This window comes from Pseudoalteromonas sp. SS15, assembly GCF_049257195.1.
Classification (GTDB): Bacteria; Pseudomonadota; Gammaproteobacteria; order Enterobacterales; family Alteromonadaceae; genus Pseudoalteromonas.
The window spans coordinates 273,264-293,422 of record NZ_JBMMUD010000004.1 but is presented as its reverse complement, the minus strand read 5'-3'; the positions used below and the strand labels follow the sequence as shown (position 1 = coordinate 293,422).

Annotated in this window: 13 protein-coding genes; 9 read left to right on the top strand and 4 right to left on the bottom strand. The window is 38.9% G+C overall.

Annotated elements, in window-relative coordinates:
* The first annotated feature begins 8 nt into the window (after positions 1–8).
* A complete protein-coding gene (locus AAEU28_RS10535; RefSeq protein WP_421964070.1) occupies positions 9–2,105 on the top strand; it encodes an ATP-binding protein in 2,097 nt (698 codons plus the stop codon).
* Here the strand turns inward: AAEU28_RS10535 and AAEU28_RS10530 are convergent.
* From AAEU28_RS10530 to AAEU28_RS10520, 3 genes are all read right to left on the bottom strand, one after another.
* Positions 2,102–2,905, bottom strand: a complete 804-nt coding sequence (locus tag AAEU28_RS10530; RefSeq protein ID WP_421964069.1) for a DUF1338 domain-containing protein — start codon at positions 2,903–2,905, stop codon at positions 2,102–2,104. The two genes, AAEU28_RS10535 and AAEU28_RS10530, sit on opposite strands and share 4 nt — an antisense overlap.
* Positions 2,906–3,000: 95 nt before the next feature.
* A complete protein-coding gene (gene astA, locus AAEU28_RS10525; RefSeq protein WP_421964068.1) occupies positions 3,001–4,023 on the bottom strand; it encodes an arginine N-succinyltransferase in 1,023 nt (340 codons plus the stop codon).
* A 36-nt stretch (positions 4,024–4,059) separates the two neighbouring features.
* The gene (locus AAEU28_RS10520; RefSeq protein WP_421964067.1) at positions 4,060–5,265 is read right to left on the bottom strand and encodes an aspartate aminotransferase family protein; all 1,206 of its coding nucleotides are present in this window, start codon (positions 5,263–5,265) and stop codon (positions 4,060–4,062) included.
* A gap of 150 nt (positions 5,266–5,415) precedes the next feature.
* On the opposite strand from AAEU28_RS10520, the gene AAEU28_RS10515 reads away from it, so the two are divergent.
* Positions 5,416–5,844 (top strand): Lrp/AsnC family transcriptional regulator, encoded by a 429-nt coding sequence (locus tag AAEU28_RS10515; RefSeq protein WP_421964066.1) that lies wholly within the window; start codon positions 5,416–5,418, stop codon positions 5,842–5,844.
* A 60-nt stretch (positions 5,845–5,904) separates the two neighbouring features.
* Here AAEU28_RS10515 and AAEU28_RS10510 read toward each other — a convergent pair whose 3' ends face one another.
* Positions 5,905–7,821, bottom strand: coding sequence for a putative bifunctional diguanylate cyclase/phosphodiesterase (locus AAEU28_RS10510; protein WP_421964065.1), 1,917 nt, complete (start codon positions 7,819–7,821; stop codon positions 5,905–5,907).
* A gap of 386 nt (positions 7,822–8,207) precedes the next feature.
* Here AAEU28_RS10510 and AAEU28_RS10505 point away from each other — a divergent pair, with 386 nt between their 5' ends.
* From AAEU28_RS10505 to AAEU28_RS10475, 7 genes are read left to right on the top strand one after another with little or no spacing between them, the layout of a single operon-like run.
* The gene (locus AAEU28_RS10505; RefSeq protein WP_349286986.1) at positions 8,208–8,531 is read left to right on the top strand and encodes an isoamylase early set domain-containing protein; all 324 of its coding nucleotides are present in this window, start codon (positions 8,208–8,210) and stop codon (positions 8,529–8,531) included.
* Positions 8,518–10,500 (top strand): 4-alpha-glucanotransferase, encoded by a 1,983-nt coding sequence (malQ, locus tag AAEU28_RS10500; RefSeq protein WP_421964064.1) that lies wholly within the window; start codon positions 8,518–8,520, stop codon positions 10,498–10,500. The genes AAEU28_RS10505 and malQ overlap by 14 nt, the downstream gene beginning before the upstream one ends.
* Positions 10,493–12,712 carry a 1,4-alpha-glucan branching protein GlgB gene (gene glgB, locus AAEU28_RS10495; protein WP_421964063.1) on the top strand — a complete coding sequence of 740 codons (2,220 nt, stop codon included), beginning with the start codon at positions 10,493–10,495 and terminating at the stop codon, positions 12,710–12,712. Before malQ ends, glgB begins: the two co-directional genes overlap by 8 nt.
* A gap of 2 nt (positions 12,713–12,714) precedes the next feature.
* Positions 12,715–14,757 (top strand): glycogen debranching protein GlgX, encoded by a 2,043-nt coding sequence (gene glgX, locus AAEU28_RS10490; protein WP_421964062.1) that lies wholly within the window; start codon positions 12,715–12,717, stop codon positions 14,755–14,757.
* On the top strand, positions 14,747–17,266 hold the full coding sequence (locus AAEU28_RS10485; RefSeq protein ID WP_421964061.1) for a glycogen/starch/alpha-glucan phosphorylase: 2,520 nt from the start codon (positions 14,747–14,749) through the stop codon (positions 17,264–17,266). Before glgX ends, AAEU28_RS10485 begins: the two co-directional genes overlap by 11 nt.
* Positions 17,259–18,563: a glucose-1-phosphate adenylyltransferase gene (gene glgC / locus AAEU28_RS10480; RefSeq protein WP_421964060.1), complete on the top strand. Its 1,305-nt coding sequence runs from the start codon at positions 17,259–17,261 to the stop codon at positions 18,561–18,563. The genes AAEU28_RS10485 and glgC overlap by 8 nt, the downstream gene beginning before the upstream one ends.
* A 10-nt stretch (positions 18,564–18,573) precedes the next feature.
* Positions 18,574–20,106 (top strand): glycogen synthase, encoded by a 1,533-nt coding sequence (locus tag AAEU28_RS10475; RefSeq protein ID WP_421964059.1) that lies wholly within the window; start codon positions 18,574–18,576, stop codon positions 20,104–20,106.
* Positions 20,107–20,159 lie beyond the last annotated feature (53 nt).

The following is a 20,159-nucleotide window of genomic DNA, read 5'->3' as shown; positions in this document are numbered from 1 at the left end:
TAGTGAATATGCCTACTTTAAATATCAAAACACGTATTTTACTGTTTGTGGTGATTTTTGAAATATTGGCATATTCGTCAATTGTACTTTTTAGTAATGTTTACTACAGCAGCGCGTTATCTAATGTCAAAGAACAAGAAATCATTCAAACCTTCAAATCTAGCGCTAATAAAATTGACCACACAATCTCATTGATGGAACAAAGTGCCTTCAACTTAGCACAACATGGCCTCTCTCTTTATCTTGAGCATAATAAATCGAATTTTGATAAGGCAGAATTAAAGCAGAAATTTAGTGATATTTTAGAACAGCACTTTTCATTCTTTGAACTTGCCTTAGGTGGTGGTGTCTGGTTTGAACCTATGCGAGTGTTCGAAGATACACAATATTTCGGTCCTTATGTTTATCGAGATAATAAACGTATATTATTTAGCTGGGAGTTAAGTGGTGAGCAATATGATTATCATAGTCAAGATTGGTATCAGTTAGGAAAACAAGCTGCAAAAAACGCGCTTCCAGTTGTCTGGACACATCCTTATGTCGACGAAGCGGGAAGCTTAGCGCCGATGATGACAGTTGACGCGCCTATAATTCTAACTAATGGCGATATGATTGGTATGGCAACCGTAGATTGGTCATTGTCTGAACTAACTGCATTTTTAGAGACAGTGAAGATTACCGATAACTCTTCACCACTGTTGATCCACAAAGCCTCAAATAGAATTATCAGCTTTCCTTTAAAATCAGAGTTGGTGATGCAAACGACACCTGATGAAGCATGGTTCAAGCCATTGTATAATGATTCATCAAATACTAAGTTCAATACTTTTAGAAGCTTACCAATAAACGGTAAACTGTATGACTTGTATTTTCTTGAAACAAAAAGTGGTTTTATATTGGGTTTTTTCAGCCCACATAAAGACATTGATAAAGAAGTAAGAGCAGTATCTCAAGTCACTTTATTGGGAGGTGCAATTATCGGTATCACTTTCATCGTCTTGATTATCTTTATCATGAAGCATCTTTTTAAGCCTTTTGATTTAGTGCTTAGCCAGATTAAAGGCTCTATCAAGCATACTGATAACGAAAAAGTAACCGTTCAAAACATTGTTTATGACGAGCAAAACGAATTCACGCCAATTATTACTGAGCTAAATTTTGTCTATCAGCAAGTCAACACACATATAGCAGAAATTAATCAAGCTAATACTGCGCTTACTAAGACACAGAATGAGTTAGATAAGCTCAACATTGACCTAGAGCTAAAAGTCAAAACGCGTACAGATGAGCTTAATCATAAAACTGAAGAAGCGTTAAAGGCGCTTTCTGAATTGCAAACGATACAGAAAAAATTGATTGAACAAGAAAAGCATGCGTCACTCGGACGACTAGTAGCAGGGATAGCCCATGAAATTAATACGCCAGTAGGCGTTGCCATCACAGCAGCTTCATTTGTTGAAGATGAAGTGGTACATCTCGAAGAGAAGTTGCAATCATGTCAGTTAACAAAACACCAATTGATTAAAGTTATTTCTGATTTCAAAGAAGGCTGTTTTATTCTTAAAAGTAATTTACATAGAACTGCTGAATTGGTTGCCAGCTTTAAACAAGTCTCTGTAGACCAATCTTCTGAATTGCTACGCAAGATAGAACTGAATGCCTACTTAGAAGATGTGATCCGTACTTTAAAGCCAAGGATTAAAAACTCGTCGCATAAGGTTCACCTTGAACCTAACCCGGTTGAAATAGAAGTGCTTTGTAGCCCAGGTGCAATAGCGCAAGTTATTACAAATATTATAGAAAACGCGTTAGTTCATGCCTTTAATAAACATGAGTCTGGTGAAGTTAATGTACTACTCTCTCAATCAGGCAATGAAGTCAGTATTTTGATTTCAGACAATGGACAAGGTATGCCTAGTGATGTGCTAGAGTGTATTTTTGATCCGTTTTTTACTACGAATAGAGAAAATGGTGGAAGTGGTTTAGGTATGCACTTGGTCTATAACATTATTTCTCAGCAATTAAACGGGACGATTAATTGTTCGAGTATTGTTGGAAAGGGAACTCAATTTATCATTAAGTTCCCACTAAACTCGACGAATTAACGAGCGTTTGTGCTTTCGAAGATTTTGTCAGCAGACGCAGCTACAAATCCAGTATATATTTCACCATCTGGTTTGTTGTAACGTAGTGCAAACTCATAGAAACAGCTTGGAATTGCAAACTCACCATCAGTGAATACAACATTTGCGTGATCGGCCAATGTAGATGATTGCTCTAATAGCACTTCTGGAGAACCTTTGATTTCGCCACCTGAAGCATTCAATTCAAACCCAGCTTCTTTTAAAGATGTATTTACCGCTTCAATAGTCTCAAAGTTCGCTAAATGATTAATGCTTACAGTGAAGTGATTAGCACGATAGCCCCATGCAGACATCCAAGCTGCATATTCACTTTCTTCAAGTAAAGCTTTATAAGTTTCATTACTTACTTGCCAGTGCGTGCCTGAGTATAAGAAATTATCTGCAGTTACAGCATCTTCATCAATTTGATCGACCATTTCTTTAACAATTTTCTGTAAAGACTCAGAACACTTTTCAACAAGTAATTCAGAGATGAATACTTTAGGTTTAGTTGGTTCTGAATGCTCGAAGTGTTTTGCGTATAGTTTTTTTGCTTCGAAATGGTATTCACCACATTCTTTGTAACCAACCGCTAGAAAATGCGCAGCAAGCTTTTCTAAACCTACTTTTTCTATGTTAAAAGTACGAAGTGCAATATGATCGTTTATAACGTCAGACTGCTGCGTAGAGCCGAGTAGCTCATGAACTTTAATTGCTGAAGGTGTAACTTCTAAATAGTTAGACCAAAGGTTATCAAATAGTGTGTCAACATTGTTGTGCATAATGGTTCCTTAATTTGACGGCTTAGCCGCTCAGTTTATGTATCGATTAAGCACGACACATAATCTCATACCAATTTTAATCAATTATTTGCGTTTTATAGCGCAAAAATTCTTACTGTATCGCTATTTTTTAGGCTAAGTGCTTCAGCTTCTTCACGTGCAATTGTGAGTGTTAGCGCTTGTTTGTCTAACAGTACGTTATCTGTAAACACGGCTTTGAAATCAGTGAGTTTTTGATTTGAAATAGCATAGGTTTGCTCACCGTTAATAGAGTCGACTATATTTACAGGGACGATATAAGACTCTTGTACGGTTCTGATATTATCTAGCTTTGCTTCTATTGTTGGGCCAGCATCAAATAAATCAACATAACCTCTATGCTCAAACCCTTCTTTTTGAAGGAGTCTTAGTGCAGGCTTGGTTTTTTCATGCACATGACCGATAACGGCTTGAGCCTCATCACTGAGTAAGTTCGCGTAAATAGGATACTTAGGCATTAGTTCGCTGATAAATACCTTGTCACCCAAACCAACCAGATGGTCTGCTTGAGGAAATTCAATTGAAAAGAAGTGCTCTTGCAACCATTGCCAAAAAGGAGAATGGCCTTGAGCGTCACTTACTCCGCGCATTTCTGCAATCACAGTCTCACTAAAACGACTACTTTGATCTGCCATAAAAGCAAAACGAATTCGGCTCAAAAATCGACCAGCAAGACCTTTGCGGTATTGTTCGCGTAAAAACAAAGTACAAATTTCAGAGCAACCCGTGTAGTCATTACACATACTCAATATTTCAACCGTGTTATATACGTTTAAGGTACTTGAATGGTGAACCGTTTTACCTAGGTGATAGTGGTAAAGTGGCACTTGTGTTCCAACCGCAGCTTCAATCGCTGTTGTACCAACAATTTCATTCGTCTTTGTATCTTCTAGTACAAATAAATAACCTTCATCAAAAGGTGTCTCAACATGTTTCGAGAAACTATTTTCAGAACGTGAAATTTTATCTTGAAGCAGGTTGTCATCAACAGGCAAAGACGTGAAGCCATGACCAGACTCTATTGCGATTTGCTTTAAAGCTGCAAAGTCAGTGTTTTTTATTGGTCTTAAGATTTGCATATTAAAGTGAGGGGCCAAGTGGCCCCAAATCCTATTTTAGCTGTTTACAACATCTGCAACTGCAAGCTCAAAACGAGCAAGGCCCGCCTTAATATCGTCTTCTTCAATCACAAGTGATGGCGTGAAACGAACGACATTAGTACCAGCTACTAGTGTCATTAGTCCATGTTTCATACTCGCAACTAAGAAGTCTCGAGCACGACCTTCAAACTGCTCATTTAGAACCGCACCTAAAAGTAGACCCTTACCGCGAATTTCACTGAACACATTGTATTTTGTGTTGATAGCTTCTAGCAGTTCACGGAACATGGCTTCTTTTTGTTGAACACCAGTAAGAACAGACTCGGTATTTACTGTATCAAAAGCCGCTTCAGCGACAGCACATGCTAATGGGTTACCACCATAGGTTGAGCCATGAGTACCGATTTTAAGGTGTTTTGCAATATCAGTTGTTGTGATCATTGCGCCAATTGGAAAGCCACCGCCGAGTGCTTTTGCTGTAGTTAAGATATCAGGTGTCACATTTAAACCCTGGTATGCATAAAGATGACCTGTACGACCAACACCTGTTTGCACTTCATCAAAAATCAGCAATGCATTATGCTGGTCACATAGTGCTCTAACACCTTCAGCAAATTCTTGCGTCGGAGAGATAATTCCGCCTTCACCTTGAAGCGGTTCCATCATAACTGCACATGTGTTGTCATCCATGAGTGACTTTAATGTTTCTAAATCGTTGTAATCACAATGAACAATATCAGCCGGTTTAGGGCCAAAGCCGTCAGAGTAAGCTGCTTGACCACCAACAGTCACAGTGAAGAAAGTACGACCGTGGAAGCCTTTGTTAAAAGCAATAATTTTAGATTTGTGCTCACCATAGTTATCAAGTGCAAAGCGGCGAGCAAGTTTAAGTGCAGCTTCGTTTGCTTCAGCGCCTGAGTTCGCAAAGTAAACTTTATCGGCGAATGTTGCATCAGTAATTTTTTTAGCAAGTCTAAGCGCAGGTTCATTAGTCATTACATTTGATAAATGCCAAATTTTTTCGCCTTGTTCTTTTAATGCATTTACAAGATTTGGGTGACTATGGCCTAAACAGTTAACAGCGATGCCACCTGCGAAATCGATGTATTCATCACCTTTTTGATCCCACACTCGTGATCCTTTACCTTTAACAGGGATAACTTCTGAAGGGTTGTAGTTTGGCACCATGACGTGGTCAAAAAGTTCGCGGTTTACTTGCATAATACTGCCTCTAAAACATGTGTTTAATAATTATTCTTTACTATCGATTGATAGTTTTCTTAATTATCACTCTGATATAGTGAAATTTGCAGTGCAATATTTTTCAAATTGATAGATAATTTTGGCAATATAACCAAATAAATGGTCATTATGATAAAATTACAAGATGAAAAGTTGATAGCTCTATTAAGAGCGAATGCAAGAACGAGCATTTCAGATTTGGCAAGAATGCTCGATCAGTCACGCTCAACAGTTCAAAATAGACTTCTTAAGCTCGAGCAAGCTGGAGTGATTAAAGGTTATAGCGTTGAATTTGGAGAAGAGTATCTTGAAGGGCTTGTTTCTGCGCATGTTTCTATAAAGGTAAAGCAGAAGCTGACCACACAAACAACGGTTGCCTTAAAGCATCATAATAACGTAACTGCCTTATATGCAATCAGTGGTGAATACGACATGATTGCCATTGTTGAAGCTCAAAGCCTCCAGCAACTTAGTAGTATACTCGATGACATCGGTGATCTAGATGGAGTAGAGAGAACCAACTCATCTGTCATTCTAGAGACCAAGTTTAAACGTTAAACGTTCAGATTTACAAAAGGCAATACCTTGAAGTGTTACAGTAAAGAAAATTACCGGAGTTTAGTTCTTTTGCACTTCGGGTAACCAAACACTCGTTCCAGTTGTTGCAATATGGTTCACATTGCCAGTTAATACTTTTGAGCCCACATTATAAGAGGTTTCTGGTCTACTGACTAAGTAGCCTTGAACACAACGAATACCCAAGTTTTTAACTAATTCAAACTGTTCGATTTGTTCAACGCCTTCAGCAACGATTTTTAATCCAAGTTGATGACCTAACTCACTAATAGAGTTCAAAATTTTAAGGTACTTAGGATTTTCATTGGCTTGAGTTATGAAAAGTTTATCTATCTTAATAACATCAATAGGCAAATCGGCAAGTGTACTCAAAGAACTAAAGCCTGTACCAAAGTCATCAATCGCAACACTGACACCAGCCTTACGACAAGACTCTAGTTGCTGAATTATATCTTCACTGGCAGTAATAAGTGTTGATTCTGTAATCTCAAGCATTAAAGAGCTCGCTGGGAGCCCTGTTTTATTAAGTGCATCCATTACCCAGTTATAAATGCCTTTGTGCTTAAGTTGAATACCAGATACATTGACTGATATTTTGACTTTTTTCATGCCTGCATTGTGCCAAGCTGACATCTGCCTACATGATTCTAGCAAAATCCAATCTCCTAGCTCTAAGATAAGATTAGATTCTTCCGCAATCGGTATAAACTCAGAAGGCGGAATAAGTCCTTCTATAGGGTGCTGCCACCTGATTAATGCCTCAAAGTAATCAATGGCACAATCTTCAACATGTACAATCGGTTGAAAAGACATATGGAAACTGTTTGAGCTAATTGCGAGTCGCAGCTCTTCAAGCAGGTAGTGGTATCTGCGCATTTTATTTCCCATTTCTGGAGAATAAACTCTAAAGATACCTCGACCATCAGTTTTAGCTCTGTACATGGCAACATCAGACATTTGTAATAATGCATGCGGTTGCGATGCGCTTTCTGGGTAAGACGCGATACCAATACTGGCGCCAATTTTTACCAGCTTGTTACCAAGAACAAAATCGCGTTCTATCTCTGTCAAAACCGCTTGGGCGAGCTCAGTGCAAAATGCAGGATCTCTAATATCAGGCACAAAAACTGAGAATTCATCTCCACCCAGTCTAGATAAGTTTTGATCGATACCGTTTTGGGGGTGAAGGTCCTGTATCTTAAATTGACGTACTATATCTTTAAGACGATTTGCAACTTGAATTAAAATTTCATCTCCGAAGCTATGGCCAAAAGAGTCATTCACTTGCTTAAAGCCGTCTAAGTCGATAAATAAAAGCCCACACCTAAGTTTGTTTTGCTCTGCGAGCTTGAGCTGCTTCTCAAGGTGCTCAATATAAGCATGTCTATCGATTAACTGCGTGAGTTTATCTTGATAAACGTGGTGGTCTGTTTGTTGTTGAATTTCACCAACTTGTTCGTGTATTAAATTTATTGCATGTCTGATTTGAGTAACAGTAGAGCCGTATCTCAGGCTCTTTTCATCAACCTCAAAACGTTTTAGCAGCTTATGTATATCTTTATTGATCTCATCTAACGCAACTTTTTGACGTTGATGATTTCTTTGATTCCTGGCTAGGCTACTTAGTGATATGACGATAAGCAAAATGGAGATTAAGGCATAGGGCGAAAGAATGCTTTCGATAAAAGCATGTTCTGCTTTGATTGCGAGTAGCTCATCTTTATTCCGCGTTAAGACGTGTACAGTGTTGTCCAATTCGATGAATTCATGAGATGGCAACATAAACCTAAACCAGGCTGAAGAAGGTGTGATATTTGATGCCGAACTAAGCTTAGTTACATTAACTTGCTCTTCGTTAGCTATATCCATAAGAGACTTGGTGAATAAAAAGTTGAATATGAAACCCAACAAGATCACACAGAGAATGAGTAGTCCTTGTAATTTAAGCTTTTTTAACATATCAGCTGGTTCCAGCAATTCCCATGCGGAGAAACAATATCAGACTTAAGTTTTATCATATTTATGACATTTTATGAAAGTAAGATTTTAAATTTAGCAACAAACTGAATAGCTATGAGTAAAAATTGCGTACTTATTAGGAATATTCACTTTACACTGTTTAAAACTTGGTCTAATTTAAAATTCTCTCTCACACATACATACCACTCAACGTAATGTTGAATTTGTTTAACTTGCGCATTTAATCTTGCGCTGATGACACTTGAGTTGTCACATAAGATAAACATTCAGTTGATTAAATAGGCAAATAATCTTCAAAGCTGAAATGCAGTCTATTTCACAAGCAAGAACTTAATGCGTAATTTCTTTAGGAATAAGGCAAGGCAATGCTAAATAAGCGATTCTTTAAGACCAAAGCAGAAGCTGAAATAACTTTCGAGTGTGGGTTTAAAAATGCGGATAAAATCGAACTGGTTGCTGAGTTTAATGACTGGCAACCAGTTGAGATGAAATTCGTTAAATCACGTCAAGTATTCAAAAGTAAATTTCGCTTACCAACAAATAAACAGTATCAGTTCAGATACCTGATAGATGGTGAGGTTTGGGAAAATGATAATCAAGCTGATGGCTACAAAGCAAATGGGTTTGGTTCAGAAAACAGTTTAGTGTCTACCATAAAGGAAGTTGGTATTCAGAATGAATGCATTTGAACAACTTTGCTATTTATACGGCATAGGTTCTGAGTTCACAAAATATACAGGTGAAACCGTTAAGTTTTCTCCTTCTGTTAGAGAAGCAGCACTTAAAGCTTGTGAAATTGACTTTCACTCTAATGAATCAATAGATGCCCTGAACTATAAGTTAGACGTGAGTCCTTGGCACTCGTTATTGCCGAGTATAAGCCTTGTAGAGCAGTTTGCTCCTCATCTCACTGTAAAAGTTATAGATAATCAGGCTTACGGGACTGTTCATTTAGAAGTGCCAGAGATTGATTTAAGTGTTGAATTATCGTTTGAAAAAGCGATTTTCACTGGCGATTATATTGATGATGGAACACGTTTCATTGAACTCAAACTTCCTATTCCGAAACATCTCCCAGTGGGATATTTTGCTGCAAAGGTAATACTCGATAAAAAAGTGTGCTCAACAGAGTTATGGGTGTCGCCTAAAAAAGCGGTTTCTTTCAATGCACAAAAACAACTGGGTGTTAGTGTTCAGCTTTATACATTAACTTCACCAGAAAATTATGGCTTTGGTGATTTTTCAGATTTACAGCAACTGATAAATAATAGCGCAAACTCAGGCATTGATTTTATTTTGCTTAATCCGCTACACCTATTGTTTGAAGAGCAACCGCATAGAGCCAGCCCATATAGCCCAAGTCACAGAGGGCTAATTAACCCTCTCTATATTTCGATAGCTGAATGCCTTACTAATTCTACGTTTTCACAATTGACTGACGAACATAACTCGGCTTTAGCAATTTTAAATGCCGAAAAACAGGCGCAATACATAGACTACGAACTGGTCGCAGAGACAAAATATAAGTTATTAAAGTCTCTTTATCGCCAATTTAAGCAAAACGCCAGCTTGAAATTACAGCGCAATTTCCGTCGATTTTGTCAAACAAAAAGTAATTTATTGAGCACTTTTGCAGATGACGAACGGGCAAAGTTCTGGCAGTGGCTTGCTCATGAACAACTAAATCAATGTCAAAAGCTTTGTTTGTCACTTGGGATGAAAACAGGTTTGATCAATGATTTAGCTGTTGGTTGCGCGAAAGATGGCCTTGAATTCTTAACGAATCAATCAATATTTGCCAAACATGCTGAAATCGGTGCGCCACCCGATCCTTGGGCTGAGAATGGTCAGAATTGGGGGTTACCGGTTATTGACCCTAAAAAAATGGCGGATAATCACTTTGCTTACTTTAAGCAATTAATAAAAGAGAACATGCAGTATTTTGGGGCTTTAAGAATTGACCATGTGATGTCATTAAGGCGCTTATGGTGGTGTTTAACAGTCGATGCCGAGCAAAGTGGTTGTTATGTGTATTATCCATTTGAATATCTTTTAGCTATTTTAAAGATTGAATCTCACTTAAATAATACCGGTTTAGTTGGTGAGGATTTAGGGGTTGTACCCCCTGAAGTTACTGAAGCCTTGGCGTTAAGTGGTATTTATGGAAATACTTTGTTTTATTTCGAAAAAAACCATATGGGCGAGTTCAAACATGGTAACGATTACCGCGAAAATTGCATGTTAATGTTATCGAACCATGACGTACCCCCGTTTATTTCTTGGTGGTGTGCTCAGGACGTGGACTTGAAATTAAGTCTTTCTCTTTGCACTGAATCGGAAGCCAATGCATTAAAGTCTCAAAGACTAATTGATAAACAACGCGTATTGAATTGGCTCAATAAATCTCATCTTAGTTTAGAAAGCGATGTAGACGAGTTGTTTAATGAGCTAGTTAAAACACTCATACAAACCCCTCCTAAACTTTTTAGCTTAAATTTTGATGATTTAGCAAAACAAACCTTGCCTATTAACATTCCTGGTACAGATAAAGAATATAAAAATTGGCGACGTCGAATTCTGACACCGATAGAAGACGTTTTTGCTGAACAGCAAAGTTTACTCAATGATTTAACAGTATTAAGGAAAAGCAATGATTGACTCTTTGGCCCGCAAAGAAACTACTTACGACGCGCAAATAAAAGCATTACAACAAGGTCAATTTAGTGATCCTTTCTCTTTCTTAGGGTTACATGCTAACTCTGAACAGCAATTTGAAATAAGAGCATTTATTAAAGGGGCACATTCTGTCGAGTTGGTGAGTCCCTCTGGAAATATTGATTTCTCAAACATTAATGATTCGGGTTTATTTGTCCTAACGCTAAAAAATGTCGATTTACCAGAGCCATATCAACTGAGGGCGTTATACCACGATGGCTCAGATCATGTTTTTTACGACCCTTACCAGTTCAAATCATCCCTAAGTCAGGATGATATGTATCTTTTTAATGAAGGCACCTTAGAACATGCATATCGATTATTAGGCGCGCATTGTGTTGAGCAACAAGGTGTATCAGGTGTTAGGTTTGCTGTATGGGCTCCAAATGCTCAGTCAGTGTCTGTTATCGGTGAGTTTAATCATTGGCATGCTGATCAGAACTTTATGCGCAAACACCCTGCAAATGGTATTTGGGAATTGTTTTTACCAGAAATAGAAACGGAGCAATGTTATAAATACGCGATTACAGATTGCCATGGTAATCGTTTTGAAAAGGCTGATCCTTTTGCATTAAAAACACAACAATCTCCGGGTACTGCATCCGTTATTCAAAAATCGATCCCACAAGTCTCAGTTAAAAAGAGTAAAGTTCAAAATACTCTTAATAGAGTTGATGCGCCAATCAGTATTTACGAAGTTCATCTAGGCTCTTGGAAAAGACGAGTAAACGAAGGGGAGCGCTATCTTACTTATCGAGAATTGGCAGATGATTTAGTCAATTATGTAAAAGAGCTAGGTTTTACGCACATTCAATTAATGCCAATCAGTGAGTATCCTTTTGATGGCTCTTGGGGTTATCAGCCTGTTGGGTTATTTTCTCCATCAAGTCGATTTGGCTCTGTAGATGATTTTGCTTACTTTATTGAGTCATGTAAAAAAGCGGAATTGGGCGTTTTATTGGATTGGGTACCGGGGCACTTTCCATCTGATCCGCATGGTTTGCATTGTTTTGATGGGACGCATTTATATGAGCATGCAGACAAACGACAAGGATTCCACCCAGATTGGAATACGTATATTTACAATTATAGTCGCCCTGAAGTTCAGTCTTATTTACTTTCAAACGCCATCTACTGGTTAGAACAATATCAAATAGATGGCTTACGCGTTGATGCCGTTGCTTCCATGTTGTACTTAGATTACAGCCGTGAAGAAAATGAATGGGTACCAAATCATTTAGGTGGTCGAGAAAATTTTGACGCCATACATCTTTTACAAAAAGTAAACACTCGCAGTTATGCCAATCAAAACGACATTATGATGGTTGCTGAAGAGTCAACAGCTTGGCCTGGTGTGACCAATTCTGTTGATAATAATGGTTTGGGTTTTGGTTACAAGTGGAATATGGGGTGGATGAATGACACGCTAAATTATATGAAGCGTGATCCAATTCATAGGCAATACCACCATCATGAAATGACCTTTTCTATGGCTTACGCGTACTCAGAAAATTATATTTTGCCACTCAGCCATGACGAAGTGGTACATGGTAAAGGCTCTTTATTATCTAAAATGCCAGGGGATGATTGGCAACAATTCGCTAATCTAAGAGCGTATTATGCATTTATGTATGCGCACCCAGGTAAAAAGTTACTTTTCATGGGGGCTGAGCTCGCACCCAGGGAAGAGTGGAATCACAATGCTGGTTTAGATTGGGATTTACTTAACTCTGAAGCGCATAACGGTGTATTTAAGACTATACAAAAGTTAAACCAAGTCTACAAAACATCACCTGCGTTTTATGAGTTGGACCAGCAGCCTGAAGGATTTAAGTGGATTGACAGTGATAATAGTCAGCAAAGTATTTTCAGCTTTGTTCGTTTTTCTAAATCTAAAAATCAGCATATCGTTGTAATCTCTCATTTCACCGGTCAAGTTTACCACCAATTCAGAATGGGGGTGCCAGCTAAAGGTGTATATCAAGTCGCCCTAAACACGGATGATGAGACGTTTTGGGGTAGTGGTGTTAATGCAGTTGCACACAGCCAGCAGCTTATCGAGACACAAGATATCGCCAGTCATGGCTTTGAGCAAAGCATTCAAATAACTATCCCGCCTTTATCTACGCTTTATTTACAGTTCGTGACGGGGTAAGAATGCTGATTTCTGGTAAAGGTAATAGCTCACCCTTAGGCGCTTCTCAGTCAGATAATTCAGTGAATTTTGCACTATATGCTCCACAAGCTTCACATGTTTCACTCTGTTTATTTGATGACAGTGGTTACGCTGAAACAGAGTGTTTGGCTATGCATTTACACGAAGGGGGCGTCTGGTCAGTCAGTGTTGAAGGTTTACATGAAGGTTGTATTTATGGCTTCCGGGTTTCTGGAAATTATGATTTGAGTTCAGGTCAGTTACATAATGAACATAAATTATTGCTAGACCCCTACGCAAAAGACCTTCACGGTCATTTTTATTGGAGCGAAAGGCACTTTTGTCATTTACCTGTTGGGCATTTTAATGATGCTGATAATGCTTTTGATATGACGAAGTCGAAATTAGCTTTACTTCATAAATATCAGGGAGAAAGGCCAAATGTTCCATGGAGTGAGACTGTTATTTATGAGTGTCATGTAAAAGGCGCGACGAAATTAAATAACAAAATCCCCGAAGCCCTGAGAGGTAAATTTCTTGGCCTTGCACATGAAAACTTCATTCATCATTTAAAGTCTATGGGGATTAATGCAATCGAGTTATTGCCTGTTCATAGCTTTATCAGTGAACAGTTTTTAACAGCCAAAGGCTTACAGAATTATTGGGGCTACAATACGCTTAACTTTTTTACCCCACATAAAGAATACCTTGTTGATGGAAACATTGATGAATTTCAGCAAATGGTTGGGCTACTTCATAAAGCGGGTATAGAGGTAATTATTGATGTTGTCTTTAATCATACCGCTGAAGCTGGGCTTGAAGGGCCAACATTGTCTTTTAAGGGGCTCAATAATTCTGGTTATTATCGATTGTTAGCTGACAACTGTGATTACATTAACGATACAGGGTGTGGCAACACAGTCAATATAGATGACCCATATACGCTAAAGCTCATACTAGATAGTCTAAGATATTGGGTTGAATATTACGGGGTTGATGGTTTTAGGTTTGATCTCGCCAGTATTCTCGGTAGAGGCAGAAAAGGGTTTAATAAAGGTCACGCCTTCTTTCAAGCAATCCATCAAGACCCGATTTTAAGTCAATGTAAACTCATTGCTGAGCCTTGGGATATCGGCCCTGGAGGCTATCAGCTCGGTGCATTTCCTGCTCCTTGGCGTGAGTGGAACGATAAATACAGAGATACTGTTCGTCAGTTCTGGCAAGCCAAGCAACATGTTCTTCCTGAATTGGCAAAACGGATCCATGGTTCAAATGACTTATTTGAACACAACTTGCGAGGTCCGTTAAATTCAATCAATTTCATCACCAGCCATGACGGTTTTACACTCAATGATTGGGTGAGCTATGAAAATAAAAACAATCTTGCAAATGGTGAGAATAACCAAGATGGTCACAATGACAACCACAGTTTTAATTGTGGTATTGAAGGTGAAACCCAAAATGTTGACGTTAATACTCTCAGAATAAAACAGCAAAAGAATGCACTTATCACGCTGTTTATGTCTTGCGGTGTACCTATGGTTGCTGCTGGTACAGAGCTTTGCCATTCTCAAAAAGGTAATAACAACGCCTATTGCCAAGATAACGACATAAGCTGGTTAAATTGGGAAGAACACAACAAACAAGATTTAAGCAACTTTATTGCTAGGCTTGTAGAGATAAGACGTAGTTTTACTATTTTCAAGCATCCTTTTTTTGTACATCAAGAAGATAGTGACTTTTCGGTGCACTGGTTTGATGAGCAGTCTGAGCCTATGGATACGGTTAAATGGCACGACCCAAGTTCGCAATTTTTAATGTGTCGCTTGGATGACAACAGCAATAAAACGTCCCTTTTATTACTTTTAAATGCAAGCGAGGCACCTGTTAACGTCAGCCTTCCCAAGAATACACAGAAGTGGCATTTACAAATCACTTCTGAGCCCTCTGTTAAATTCAACCAAATAGAACAAGTTTTAGATATTTCAGCGCAATCAAGCTGGGTTTTTTCTACTAATTTTGAAGGAAATGATAATGAGTCATAAAAATTCAAATGGACAAGTGCCTGATACAGCCAAGGTCGACACCTTGTTAGCTGATGTCAGTGAAGATTTAAATCGACATTTTTACTATACCTTAGGGCGAGATAAAAGCGTCGAGACAAGGCTCTATTTATATCATGCTCTGGCATTAACAATTCGAGATAGGCTGGTTGCTAAATGTAGAAAAACCAATGAGATTAGAAACAAGCAGCCAACAAGAAAAGCGGCATACATTTCACTTGAGTTTTTAATGGGTCGAGCGCTTGGTAACGCTATTTTGAATCTCGATTTGGAACAAGATGTAAAAACAGCGCTTGAGCAATATAGTGCAGAATTGGAGTGTGTAAGTAGTGCCGAGCATGATGCAGGTCTTGGTAATGGTGGTTTAGGTCGACTTGCAGCATGTTTTTTGGATAGTTGTGCCAGTTTAGCACTTCCGGTGGTTGGTTATGGTATTCGCTATGAATATGGCATGTTTAACCAATCTATCGAAAACGGTTATCAAGTCGAGCACCCAGACAACTGGTTACGAGAAGGGCACCCTTGGGAGCTGAGTGCGCCAGAACAGTCAAAGCGAGTTAAGTTCTTTGGCCATGTTGAGTCATATGTCGATAAGCATGGAAGAACACATAGAGCGTGGGTGAATACCCAGGATGTGCTTGCTGTGCCTTATGATGTACCAATTCCTGGTTATAAAAATGGCATTGTTAATACATTGAGACTTTGGAAAGCAGAAGCAACAGATGAGTTCAATTTAAGAGAATTCAATGAAGGCAGCTATTCTGATGCTGTTGCGCAAAAAAACTTGGCAGAGCAAATTTCTATGGTGCTCTATCCCAATGACAGTAGCGAAAATGGTAAAGAGTTAAGGCTTCGACAACAGTACTTTTTAACCAGTTCTAGTTTACAAGACATTCTAGATGATTGGGTGGTCGATCATGGTGAAAACTTTGATGATTTTGCAAAATTTCATGTATTTCAGTTGAACGATACACATCCAAGCATTGCTGTTGCAGAGCTTATGCGTTTACTGATTGATGATTATGAAATCGAGTGGGATAAAGCGTGGGAAATCACCACAAGTACCATGGCATACACGAATCATACCTTGTTACCTGAAGCATTAGAGCGTTGGTCAGTTTCATTATTTGAAAGGCTTTTACCTCGCTTACTAGAAATTATTTATGAAATTAATGCCCGCTTCTTAGCGCAGGTTGCTATTCATTGGCCTGGCGATGTTGCAAAACAAAGGGAGCTTTCTTTAATTGAAGAAGGGGATGTACCACAAATTCGTATGGCATATTTAGCAATCGTCGGAAGTTTTTCTGTTAATGGTGTTGCTGCGCTTCATACTGAGTTGTTGAAAAGTGGTCTTTTCAACACTTTCTATCAGCTTTGGCCTGAGAAATTTAATAACAAAACCAATGGGGTAACCCCTCGAAGGTGGCTTGCGCATTGCAATCCTGAGCTTAAATCATTAATCAGTGACTATATCGGCAATGAGTGGATTGCTGATTTCAGTAAGATTAAAGACTTGCGTCGCTACTATGATGATAAGCAGTTTCAAACTAAATGGTTTGAAGTTAAGAAAGCGAATAAAGATAAACTTGTAGCTTTAGTTAAATCACAATGTGGTGTTGAGTTTGATTCAACTATGATGTTTGACGTGCAAGTAAAACGTATTCACGAATATAAACGTCAATTATTGAACATTCTTCATGTCATTCATTTGTACATTCAGGTTTGTAAGGGTGAAACAGAAAACCTGACACCGCGATGTGTTTTGATTGGTGGTAAAGCTGCACCCGGGTATTACATGGCGAAGCAAATCATTAAATTGATCAATAATGTTGCTGAAGTCATTAATAAAGATGAAAGGGCTAAACCTTACTTAAGAGTTGCATTCCTGCCTAATTACAATGTTACTGCGATGGAGACTATTTGTCCGGCGACCGATTTATCAGAGCAGATCTCAGCCGCAGGCAAAGAGGCATCGGGCACTGGCAATATGAAGTTTATGATGAATGGTGCCATTACAATCGGGACACTCGATGGTGCCAACATCGAAATCTTAGAAAATGTTGGTGCAGATAATTTCTTTTTATTTGGTGCAAAAGCAGAAGAAACCAGCGCTATCAGGGCGCAGTATGACCCTCAGAAAATTATTCGTAACAGTGAAAATTTAAGTGCGGTGTTTAAGTTGCTTGAAAGCGGCCACTTTAATTTATTCGAACCGAACATCTTCGACGACATTATCAATGCCGTTAAATGCCCAAGTGACCCTTGGTTAACCGCGTATGACTTTGACAGTTATTGTCAGGCTCAAAGTAATGCAGCCAAAGCGTATCAAGATAAAGTTCATTGGACTCAAATGAGTATTCTCAATACTGCGGCCAGTGGCAAATTTTCAAGTGACAGAACTATTTCACAATATAGTGAAGAGATCTGGCAAATAACGCCGGATACAGCACAGATTACAGACAAGGAACAAATGGAGAAGCAACATGCCTAGTTATGAAAATCGTTATATTAGTAATTTAACCAGAGAGACCTATGCCCTGATTTTGGCTGGTGGCCGAGGCTCTCGTTTACATGAGTTAACTAACTGGCGTGCAAAGCCTGCTGTCTACTTTGGCGGTAAACATAGGATCATCGATTTTCCGCTTTCAAATTGTATAAATTCAGGTATTAGACGTGTCGGCATAGCCACACAGTACAAGTCTCACTCACTAATTCGCCATGTTAATCGAGCGTGGGGACACTTTAAAAAAGAACTGGGTGAATCTGTCGAGATCTTACCGGCATCTCAGCGTTATGGTGATGAATGGTATTGTGGAACAGCGGATGCGGTATTCCAAAATATGGACATTATCCGTCATGAATTACCTAAATATGTCATGATCTTATCAGGAGATCATGTCTATCGTATGGACTACGGCGCATTGCTCGCAAAGCACGTTGAAACTGGTGCAGATATGACAGTATGTTGTATCGAAGTTCCTTGTGAAGAAGCTGCTAATACGTTTGGAGTGATGACGGTTGATGACAGTAACCGTGTCAGACGCTTTGACGAAAAGCCTGCTGAACCTTCTTCTATTCCAGGAAAAGAAGGGACTTGTCTAGCATCAATGGGCAATTATGTTTTCAATACTGAATTCCTATTCGAGCAGTTAAAAAATGACGCAGAACGAGAGGGGTCAGGTAGAGATTTTGGTCATGATATTATTCCTGCTATCATCGAAGAGCATAACGTGTTTGCATTCCCTTTCAGAGAGCCAACACAAAAAGGTCAAGCATACTGGCGTGATGTGGGCACTATTGACTCATTCTGGGAAGCAAATATGGAGCTTGTTTCTCCTGAGCCACAATTAGATCTATACGACCCAAGTTGGCCAATTTGGACTTATCAAGAACAGCTACCTCCAGCCAAGTTCATTTTTGATGACGAGGAAAGACGTGGTATGGCTGTAGATTCAACGGTTTCTGGTGGTTGTATTATATCTGGCTCTGTTGTGCGTAAATCATTACTTTTTTCAAATGTCCATGTTCATTCTTACTGTACTATTGAAGGCTCAGTGATCCTGCCCGGTGTTAAAATTGGCAGAAACTGTAAAGTTAGAAATGCCATCATCGACCGTAGTTGTGAACTGCCAGAAGGCATAGTGATTGGCTACGACTCAAAAGTTGACGAAGAGAATGGCTTCAGAGTGTCTAAAAAAGGCATTGTATTGGTGACGAGAGATATGCTTGCTGCGTATAATCAACGTCAACAAGTAAATGAAGAAAAACATGAGCTTTCAGTAGTTTAAAAGGCTGGGTATGCATATTTTAATGGTCGGAGCTGAAAATGACCGATTGCCTAATTGTAAAGTTGGGGGGGTTGCGGATGTTATCCGTGACATCCCTTACGCTTTAAGTGAACATGGCTTAACGGTATCAGTTGTGGTACCAGATTATGGTCAAGAGCAATTAACTCGACATTTTATCGCAGACATAGTAGTGCCTTTCAGGCAACATTTAGAGACAGCGAGTTTGTGGTTAGTTGAATCAAGTGAGGGTGTAAATCAATATGTAATTTCACATTCTTTGTTTTCAGACAATGGTGGGAAGATATATTGTGATGATGGTGCAAACAGGCCGTTTGCCTCAGATGCAACGAAATTTGCTTTTTTTAGTGCTGCAGTTTGTGAAATTATAGAACACAGGGTAATTGATAATCTAGATGTTGTTCACTTACATGATTGGCATGCCGCGGGCGTGTCTGTGCTTGCTAAGTTTAGCCCACGCTTTGTGTATCTGAAAACGTTGAAGCTTGTATACACAGTCCACAACTTAGCCCTGCAAGGTATAAGACCTTTTAATCATGATGAATCAAGCTTAGAAGCCTGGTTTCCAACCTTAAATTATGATGGTCATCAAATTTGCGATCATAAATATCAACACTGTTACAACCCGATGCGTAGTGGTCTTAACTTGTGTGATGTGATCCACGTTGTTTCACCTACCTACAGTTTGGAGGTTCAAGAGACAAGTAGACCTGATGAAGGTTTTTTTGGTGGTGAAGGTTTAGAACATGATATGCGTTTGGCTGCGACTCAGGGGAGACTGTTTGGTATTCTGAATGGGTGTAATTACGGCTCAGAAGCTAGTCAAAGACTCTCGTATAGTGAATATCTAACTGAAGCGGAAAAGTGCATATTCAAATGGATGTCCAAGTCTCACCTTATTGAAACTAAGCACTATATTGCTCATCAAAGAGTGTCTAAATGGAAAGCTCTGGAAGAAAAAACAATTGTTTCTAGTGTGGGCCGTATAACGGATCAAAAAGTGCTATTACTAATGCAAAAATCACCAAATGGTATTGTTTTGGATGACTTAGCTTTAGTCGCTGATAAATTTGATAGCAATATCGTTATCCTGGGTAGTGGTGATCCATATATTGAATCGCAATTCATGCAGGTCATGGCTCGAAGAGATAATGTTTTATTTTTAAATGGCTATGATCAAAAGCTTGGAGATACATTATATCCATTGGGGAAGCTATTCTTAATGCCGAGTTCATTTGAGCCTTGCGGCATAAGTCAAATGCTTGCTATGCGGGATGGACAGCCATGTTTAGTGCATGGTGTCGGTGGGTTAAAAGATACGGTTTCGCATAACGAAACGGGCTTTGTATTTAATGGTGAGTCATTAGCTGAACAAGTTGAACAATTAACGGATTCATTTGAATACGCTTTGTCTTTGCTTGCTTCTAATAAGGAAGTGTTCTCAAATATTTCAATGAATGCAAAAGCTAAACGGTTTGAGTGGTCGGGTTTAGCTAAACAGTATATTTCTAAATTGTATAAATAAACTTCAATTATACGGCTGGGGCACAAAATTGGATCTACTTCAGCCGTAATCCT